Source organism: Syntrophomonas sp. (genome assembly GCF_028707975.1).
In the GTDB taxonomy this organism is placed as follows: Bacteria; Bacillota; Syntrophomonadia; order Syntrophomonadales; family Syntrophomonadaceae; genus Syntrophomonas.
Window position 1 is genome coordinate 1 of sequence record NZ_JAQVZX010000077.1, and the last position, 9035, is coordinate 9035.

The following is a 9035-nucleotide window of genomic DNA, read 5'->3' on the forward strand; positions in this document are numbered from 1 at the left end:
GAGGAGTGAGGAGTGAGGAGTGAGGAGTTAAGGTTTTTCCCTTCATTGGCTTACTGTTCAAGCACAACTAATCTAACGAAGGCAAGGTTTATAAGGTATTTATAAGGGCAGAGCCAGCGGTGTTGACTCTGCCCTCAACTTATCCAAATAGCAGAAGGTTATTTTTGTTTCAGAAGTATCTTGAGTAAAAAATCACAACAATCAAGCTTTTAAGGTGGCCGATGATTTTTTACAACCTGCGCAAATTTATATACATATATATTATGAAGGGTTGTAAAAACGGTCGCATGGTTGGTAATCCATACGAGTTTCCAAAGGCGCAAAACAATACGATTGCTTAATAAAGATTCTATACCTGCAGTTGCAATATAAGACAACCGAGAAATAATGAGTGGAGGGTGGAACTGGACAAAACGCCTAAATACCGGATGGTTTATGATTCATAAGAAAGTTGGCACGCTTTTTGCTTAATAGTCTGATGAGATAGATTCAGACTATTTTTTTTGCAACTATAGTTATTTATTTTAGAGCTTTATTTAGACATCTGGGATTATTTACCAAGGGAGGTGAGCAATTTTTAAGGTTTCTTTAGTTTATTCGATGAGGAGGTACTATCTTAATGGCTATTAACAAAATTGGAATGCTCGGTGCTGGTACAATGGGACAGGGTATAGCCTGGGCTCTTGCTTCTGCAGGCAAGAAAGTCGTACTTTATGATATTAAAAAAGAGTTTGCTGATAGAGCTATAAGCTCCATTGGGAAGAGTCTGGCCAGAGCAGAAGAAAAAGGGAAAGCTGCTCCCGGCACAAAGGATGCTGTAGTGGGTAATATTTTGGGAACAGACAAATTCGAAGACCTGAAAGATGTTGATTTTATAGTTGAAGGCGTATTTGAAAACATGGACGTCAAAAAAGATGTTTACACCAAATTAGATGCTTTGCTGGCTCCTGAAGTTATAATCGCTACTAATACTTCCTCCCTTTCCATTACGGAAATAGCGGCTATTACCAAAAGACCGGATAAGGTTGTGGGAATGCATTTTTTCAACCCGGCCAATGTTATGCAATTGGTCGAGGTTATTCCTGCGTTGCAGACCTCGGAAGAAACCGTGCAAACTGTGGTTGACCTGTCTATTGAGATTGGGAAAAAACCGGTAAAAGTTAAAGAAGGACCCGGGTTTGTAGTTAACCGTATCCTGGTACCGGCAATTAATGAAGGTTGTGCCATCCTTTATGAGGGACTGGCTACTGCGGAAGACATTGATACAGCTATGAAATTTGGCGCCGGATGGCCCATGGGACCGCTTACTCTCTGTGATTTGGTAGGTGCTGATATAAGCCTGGCAGTTATGAATACCTTATATAACGAAACCGGAGACCCCAAGTATCGTCCTTCCGGTTTGCTAAAACAGTATGTTCGTGCTGGTTGGTTGGGGATGAAGACCAAGAAAGGTTTTTATAACTATTAATAAATTTCCAAAGAAAAGTAAATCGGTATTTCAAGATAAATAACTATTGAGAAAAATAATTGGAGGTATTAAATTATGGGATTGAATGAGGTTGTAATGGTAAGTGCTTGTAGAACGCCGATAGGTAAGTTTCTGGGCCAATTTAAAGATGTGCCGGCCAAGGATTTGGCAGTAACAGCAGGTAAGGAAGCCATCAAGAGAGCAGGAATTCCAGCTGAGATTATTGACGAAATTGTAATGGGGCAGGTATACCAGGGCTTGCAGAAATCTCTGCCCGCACGTATTGTTGGTTTGGCCTGCGGGCTTCCTGAGCGTAGTAATGCCTGTGTTGTAAATCAGAATTGTACCTCTAGCATGAGGGCGTTGGAAATTGCCAGTCGCAACATTATGCTGGGAGTAACAGATATCGCGCTGATTGTCGGTGTGGAAAACATGACCCAGGCGCCTTATATGGTTCCCAGTGCCAGAACTGGCGCCAGAATGGGCGATAGCAAACAGATTGATTCGTTAACCCACGATGCCTTGTTTGATTCATTGGTTCCGGGACACATGGGAATGACCGCAGAAAACGTCGCAGTTTTGTATAACATTACTCGCGAACAGTGTGACGAGTTAGCGGTCAGAAGCCATACCAATGCCATAAATGCAACTGATAATGGCACTTTTAAGCGGGAAATCGTTCCGGTTGAAATTAAAACTAAAAAAGGTGTAACAATTATTGAAACAGATGAACATCCTATTCGTGACTGCAGCATGGAAGGCGTGGGCAGGCTTAAACCAGCATTTAAAAAAGATGGGGGTGTAGTAACCGCTGCCAATGCATCCGGCATCAATGACGGTGCCTCCGCCGCTGTTATCATGTCCAAACAAAAAGCTGCGGAACTGGGAATAAAACCGCTTATGAAACTGGTCGCTTCGATTGGTGTTGGTGTTGATCCACAGGTTATGGGAATCGGACCTGCGGAAGCAATTCCGGCAGCACTCGAACAAGCTGGTTGGAAATTCGATGATGTTGATTACTGGGAACTGCATGAGGCGTTTGCACCTCAGTTCATAGGCTGCAAAATCCGCCTGAAAGAAAAATATGGCATGGACCTCTCCATGGATAAAGTAAATCACAATGGATCAGGTATTGCTTTGGGACATCCTATTGGTTCAACCGGACTGCGTATCGTGGTTTCTTTATACTACGAACTGGAAAGACTCGGCCTTAGCAAAGGCGGGGCTTCTACCTGCGTAGGAACCGGACCGGCCATGGCCTCTTTGTGGACCCGCGAAATCTAATAGCTTTATTTTAATATTTCCCTTGTAGGTGATGGTTTGCACCGCCATCACCTACGCTTTTAAAGTTATATATGCCAGTAAGGAGGAATTACCCTAAATGGATTACAGCATGGAATATAAACGCAAACTGCTACCCGTCGAACAAGCCATGAAAGTAGTTAAATCAGGTGACCTGGTGCAGTATGGAGAATTTGTCATGAATTCCAGCTACCTGGACGTCGCATTGGCCCAGCGGGTAGATGAATTAGAGAATGTCAATATCCGCACCACCACCTGCCCCTTTCCGCCCAAAACGGTACTGGCTGACCCGGAGAGAAAACACTTCATATATAATGACTATCATATGAGTGCCGCCAGCCGCAAACTGCATGACAAAGATTTGTGCAACTATGTGCCTTTGACCTATCATGAAGGCCCCAGTTTTTATGAGCGCGATTATGTGGCAGCCGATGTGGCCCTGATCAAGGTTGCCCCCATGGATAAACACGGTTTTTTCAATTTAGGTACCTCGCTCTCTTTAACCCCACTGTTCTGCGATACCGCTCGGACCGTTATAGTGGAAGTAAATGAATCCGTTCCCATCTGCCTGGGCGGCTGCCGGGAGTCGATTCACATATCTGAAGTTGACTACATCGTCGAAGGGGACAACCAGCCTATGATCCAGCTTCCGGAACTCCCCATATCAGATACTGACAAGAAAATAGCTTCCATAGTCCTGGAAGAAATCGAAGACGGAGCCTGCCTGCAGTTGGGAATAGGCGCCATGCCCAATGCAGTAGGAGCCATGATAGCCCAATCCGATTTGAAGGATCTGGGGGTACACACAGAAATGTTGGTAGACTCCTTTGTCGATATGTATGAAGCCGGCCGTATTACCGGTCGCCGCAAACAACTGGACAAATGCAAGATGGCCTACACTTTTGCCATGGGTACCAACAAACTGTATAACTTCCTGGATGGAAACCCGGCATGTGCCATCTATCCCGTAGACTATACCAATGACCCCTTTATTATTGGCCGCAATGACAAAGTTCTCGGCATCAATAATGCTATTGAGCTAGACCTTTATGGACAAGTGGCTTCAGAATCATCGGGAACCCGGCATATCTCCGGAACCGGCGGACAGTTGGACTTCATCATCGGTTCCTACTATTCTAAGGGAGGCAAAGGCCTGATCTGCCTGACCTCAACCTTTACCGACAAAGAAGGCAATCTGCAGTCCCGAATCCGGCCCACGCTAACCCCGGGAGCCGTTGTAACTGTACCCCGAAGTATAAATTTCTATGTAGTCACTGAATATGGTATTACCATGCTCAAAGCCAAGTCTACCTGGCAGCGGGCCGAAGCGCTTATTAACCTCGCTCACCCCGACCTGCGGGATGAACTCATTAAGGAAGCTGAAAAAATGCGTATTTGGGTAAGAAGCAACAAAATAGTCTAAATGATTCCCGGGTGGGGTAACTATCCTATCAACCCTTATTAATCTGACCCCCTTATATTATTTTTTTAAGCATCGGGAGAAATTGCTTAAGCAGTTTCAACACAGCGCTGCAACGAGGCGGGGGATTAGAACCCACCGCCTGTTTTGTTAATAGGAACTTTGGCCGCTTAAAGCAGCGGGGGACATATTTCACCTCGTTATATATTTTACAACAGGTCGGCAAGCATAACGGCTCACCCGACCTGTTATGTTTTCTTTTAATAATAATAGTCAATGAACTCAAACCATTTAAGCCAGAATCTTCTGAATTTTGCTGAAGGGGAAATGAGGGGCTTCTTCTTTTTCTACATTCTTTTGCATAAATAGTGGTAATATTATATTTTTACTGCCATAAATATTATAGAAATAATAATTGATTTTCATTTAGAATCTTTTAAGGAAAGGAGTCAATATTTATGGCATATTGGTTGTTATGCCAATCCTGTAAAGAGTGGAGCAAATTCACTACTTCCTTATCAAATGACAAAGTTTGTCCCTTCTGCAGCAATTCTTATATTACGGTAAAATCACATCTTAGTTCAATTCCTTACGAGAGAACCATAGAAAAAGCACAAGAACTACTAGAAGAATCCCCAACAGTGGAAAATGAATCAGCGCAAAGCATAGAAGAAAAAGAACCCCTAGAAGAACTTCAGAGAAGAGAAACAGCGGAAACCACGGAAACAGCAGAGATACTGGAAATAGAAGAAGAGCCGAAAACTGAAGGGATACCGAAAACAGCAAAGGTGCTGGAAACAACAGGGATAGGGGAAACATCGACAACACCTGATGAAACTGAACCTGATGAGACTGAAACGGAGGCTAAACCGGAGTCGCTGGAAAATTTCGAAATATCCGATCAACCCGAAACAACAGAGGCCAGCGAGCCAGAAGATTCCGCCATACAAGAGACGACATTAGAGGAAGCCCAGACCAATGAAACAGCCGAGCCGCAGGAGACATCACCGGAAACGCAAAAAGTACTAACCGCCAATGTAAAGCAAAATTTATTCCGACAAAAGAAAAAACGTACAAAATACTATAGATAAGAATACAGGGGATGCGGAAGACCGGGCCTGTCAGCGCCGCCCAGTATGCCAATTAAGACCGGCAGAACTTCCGTCAAAAAGCGGTCTATCTCTTCTTTGAGGGTGGTACTAGTCTTGCTCCACAAAAAAATGTTGCAAGACCGGTTTCCATTGAGATATTATGGCGATCGGGTTCAAGCCAGGTTTTTAAAAGTTCCAGACGGAGTAGTTCCGCTGCCTCCTTTTCTAGGCTCTTGGGCTTCCTCCTGCCGCAGTTTCTTCATTTCAAAAAGGATAAAGCCAGCGGTTAATGCTACTGACAGGCCATCAGCAATAGGAGCAGTTCTCCACACCCCATCAATACCCCAAAAACGCGGTAAAATCAGGAGCAGGGGAATAAAAATCAAGAACTGCCGTGACAGGCTGAGAACTGCGGCCTGCCTGGCTTTGCCCACAGCTTGAAAATACATGGAACTCACTACCTGAAACCCCACCACCGGCAACAGGGCAAAGAAAGTTAACATAGCATGAACCGTCATGGTGGTAAGGGCGGTATCTCCCTTGCTAAATAGGCCTACTAATTGCAGTGGCCAGATATGAAGAGCCAGATATCCCGCTACCGCTATACCCGTACCGGCCAAAACCGCAGTTTTCCAAGTTTCTCGCACCCGTTGGTATTGATGGGCTCCATAATTATAGCCGATAATTGGTTGCGCCCCCTGGCCCAAGCCCAGTACCGGCATAACCAGCAGCATAGATATGCTCATTACAATACCGATAGCGGCCAGGGCCAGATCGCCGCCATAAAACATCAAAGTATGGTTTAATATGAGCTGCTGGATACAGGCGGCCGTCTGCATAGCAAAAGGCGCAAAACCAATAGCCATAATACTGCTCAATACCGGCCAGGCAGGCTTCAGGTTTTTCCAGTGAATTTTCACCAGGCTCCTGCCGGTGAAAAAATAGCTTAATACCCAGATGGCTGAAATCAATTGGGCTAATATAGTGGCCAGAGCGGACCCCTTTATCCCCCAATGGAAGATGAAAATAAAAACATAGTTTAAGGCTACACTCACTACTGCCCCCAGTATCTGAGTGTACATTGCCATGGCCGGATTACCTTCCGCCCGGATGAAGTTATTCATACCCATACTTATAGAGCCGAATACCGAACCCAGCATAATGATCTGGGTGAAGTCGCGGGCATAGGGAAGAACGGCGGCACTGGCTCCAAAACTAATTAGTATTGGTTCCGTAAACAACAGAAACAACAGCGCCAGGGCTGCTGGTAATAGGATTAACATGGTCATGGCAGTTCCCGCTACTTTCTCGGCTTCATCCTTCTTCTGCTCTCCCAGCTTAAGGGAAATCAAAGAGGTGGCACCGACCCCAATCAGGAGAGAAACGGCCATAAGCAGAATCATAATGGGAAAGGCCACCGTGGTTGCGGCTATGGCCAGAGACCCTATACCCCGGCCCACAAATATCCGGGCTATGACATTATATAGCGAACTGACCAGCATACCAACAATAGTCGGCAGGGAAAAATTCCACAGTAATTTGCCTATACGCTGGTTACGCATTCTCGCGGAACGATCCATCGAAAATCTCCTTTGAATATTTTTAATGCCTAAACCTCATGACCTGCTAGCTGGTGTTTAGTCCAAAGACGAAGCAGCTAAAGCAGGCTGATTACAAGACAAGCAGCAGCGAGGAAAAGCGAATTAGCAGCTGCGTGAATTCTAAGAGTTGCTTGAAATAAGCTTAACCCTCATATTCCTTAGTACCTTACTTCTCATTTTTACGAAAAAAAGAGAGCTATCCTCTAGTATAAAGGATAGCTCTCTTCGATAAAAGCCAATCATCAGATAAAAATTTATAAGGAACGGAGTTTAGGAATAGGCTCACAGGCTATTTCGCTTAACGAGCCATCAGGACTTTGCTTAAGAAAGCACTGGTTCTTTCCTGCCGGGGATTCAGAAGGACTTCTTCAGCCTGGCCTTCTTCCATGATTACCCCCTCATCCATAAAGATTACCCGGTCGGCCACCTCACGGGCAAAGCCGATTTCGTGGGTAACCACTACCATGGTCATATCCTCCAGGGCCAGGTCTTTCATGACCATAAGCACCTCTCCAGTTAGTTCCGGGTCCAGGGCGGAGGTGGGTTCATCAAAGCACATAATAGCCGGATTCATAGCCAGGGCGCGGGCGATCGCCACCCGCTGCTGCTGCCCGCCCGAGAGTTCAAAAGGATAATTGTTTGCCTTCTGGGAAAGTCCTACTGCGCAGCAGTTTCAACACAGCGTTGCAACGAGGTGGGGGATTAGAACCTGCCGCCTGTTTTGCTAATAGGGACCCAGCTGTTTAAGAAGCGGGGGACATATTTCGCCTGGTTATAATTGGGCTTGAATTCTCGGTAGATATGGATGAATATATTAAGCAAGAGAATTTTGCTAAGGAGGGAACGGGAATTGCGTGTGATGGGATTAAAAGATTTGCGAATTGTTGTGGGAGTAGGCTGGTTATTTGTTTTGTCTTTATTCTTTACTGTTTTCCCGGTATCTTGGGGAGAGGCTATGGATATCCAGAACGCTATTTTTCAGGTACAGGTGTCTGAGCAACTGTCGTTAGCCGCTTCGGAAGAGTTGGATACTACTGGTGGTTGGGTGGCAGAAATTATTCCGGAAATAACTAGAAAAGGGGATATCAGCCTTACTTTCGACAAGGTAATGGCAGACCCGAGCGGAACGAAGGAGCAGTTTACGGTAGTGGTCGATGGTAATACTGCTGTTATTGCTAATGTAGTAAAAACCAATACCCCAGAGAAAATTAAGCTGGAACTAGCGGCTAAAGCTAGCGGGGCGCAAAATGTTATTATCGACTATGTTAAAAGTAGTGATCCAGCCAAACAGTTAAAATCCACCGATGGTGGAACAGTAGAAAGCTTTAGCATCCAAATAGGAGAACCCTCTCAGGCTCCAAGCTTAATTGCTGATAGCAGTGATAATCTGCGGGGCAATGTCATTGATATTACTTTTGTGGATGATTCATTGTGGAGAGACAAGGTAAGTAATGTAAAAGTAAATGATTCCTCGATTAGAGGTAAATATAGGATTGAGGAAGGTAGATTAAGTATAGATGCAGATGTGTTTCTTACCAGCGGGGATTATAGTATTGTAGTAAAAGCTCCGGGATACATAGATGCTACAGTAGTTCAAACTATTGTAGAAGCTGTAACGCTGCTTAATCCGCCAGTTTTAACCGCCGATTTGATGAATAATACCATCGGCCAGGCCATTGATATTACCTTTAGCGATGATCTTGCCTGGAGAGGGGCTATTTCTGATGTAAGTATTGATGGACAATCGGCAAACGCCAAGTACAGTATAAGTGAAGGTAAGATTACAATTAATGCGGAAGTATTCAACGAGGCCCGTAGTTATATTATAGTAGTAAAAGCTGCCGGCTATAACGACATCCAATTAGAGCAAAAAATCATGCAGCCAAGCTCCAGTGGTGGCGGCGGTAGTGGTGATGGCAATAATAGCGGCGGTGGCAGTGGTGACGGCAGCGGTGGGGGAGCAGGCAGCGGAACTCCTGGTGGCCTTACTGTTCTTAGCTTTAACCAGGCAAAGCTTTCACCGAGTGATACCCTTTTGCAGTTTGACTTTGGCAACGGTATGGACAAAACCTTGAGCAGCAATCTGAACAAGATTCGAGTCTATGAAAAAGCCAGCGGTACTGAAGTTAAACACTCCAACTATAATTATATAA

6 protein-coding genes and 1 pseudogene are annotated in these 9035 nt (G+C 44.9%); 5 read left to right on the forward strand and 2 right to left on the reverse strand.

Annotation, left to right across the window (positions count from 1 at the left end; genetic code table 11):
• Positions 1-619 precede the first annotated feature (619 nt).
• From PHP87_RS09230 to PHP87_RS09245, 4 genes are all read left to right on the forward strand, one after another.
• Positions 620-1468, forward strand: a complete 849-nt coding sequence (locus tag PHP87_RS09230; RefSeq protein ID WP_299920564.1) for a 3-hydroxyacyl-CoA dehydrogenase NAD-binding domain-containing protein — start codon at positions 620-622, stop codon at positions 1466-1468.
• A 75-nt stretch (positions 1469-1543) separates the two neighbouring features.
• Positions 1544-2752, forward strand: a complete 1209-nt coding sequence (locus PHP87_RS09235; protein WP_299920566.1) for a thiolase family protein — start codon at positions 1544-1546, stop codon at positions 2750-2752.
• Between the two features lie 97 nt (positions 2753-2849).
• Positions 2850-4193: an acetyl-CoA hydrolase/transferase C-terminal domain-containing protein gene (locus PHP87_RS09240; RefSeq protein ID WP_299920568.1), complete on the forward strand. Its 1344-nt coding sequence runs from the start codon at positions 2850-2852 to the stop codon at positions 4191-4193.
• 455 nt (positions 4194-4648) lie between these two features.
• Positions 4649-5281, forward strand: coding sequence for a hypothetical protein (locus PHP87_RS09245; RefSeq protein ID WP_299920571.1), 633 nt, complete (start codon positions 4649-4651; stop codon positions 5279-5281).
• 173 nt (positions 5282-5454) lie between these two features.
• Here the strand turns inward: PHP87_RS09245 and PHP87_RS09250 are convergent, their stop codons facing one another.
• Positions 5455-6861: an MATE family efflux transporter gene (locus PHP87_RS09250; RefSeq protein ID WP_299920573.1), complete on the reverse strand. Its 1407-nt coding sequence runs from the start codon at positions 6859-6861 to the stop codon at positions 5455-5457.
• 319 nt (positions 6862-7180) lie between these two features.
• Positions 7181-7543: pseudogene (locus PHP87_RS09255) on the reverse strand (ATP-binding cassette domain-containing protein); the annotation flags it as partial.
• A gap of 198 nt (positions 7544-7741) precedes the next feature.
• Between PHP87_RS09255 and PHP87_RS09260 the strand changes: the two are divergent.
• Positions 7742-9035, forward strand: a 1294-nt coding sequence (locus tag PHP87_RS09260; RefSeq protein ID WP_299920574.1) for a DUF1533 domain-containing protein, incomplete at its 3' end; no start/stop codon positions are given.

Bases quoted from the DNA above. Each gene is read 5' to 3' on its own strand.
- PHP87_RS09230 (WP_299920564.1), top strand. From the start codon at position 620: ATGGCTATTAACAAAATTGGAATGCTCGGTGCTGGTACAATGGGACAG.
- PHP87_RS09235 (WP_299920566.1), top strand. From the start codon at position 1,544: ATGGGATTGAATGAGGTTGTAATGGTAAGTGCTTGTAGAACGCCGATA.
- PHP87_RS09240 (WP_299920568.1), top strand. From the start codon at position 2,850: ATGGATTACAGCATGGAATATAAACGCAAACTGCTACCCGTCGAACAA.
- PHP87_RS09245 (WP_299920571.1), top strand. From the start codon at position 4,649: ATGGCATATTGGTTGTTATGCCAATCCTGTAAAGAGTGGAGCAAATTC.
- PHP87_RS09250 (WP_299920573.1), bottom strand. From the start codon at position 6,861: ATGGATCGTTCCGCGAGAATGCGTAACCAGCGTATAGGCAAATTACTG.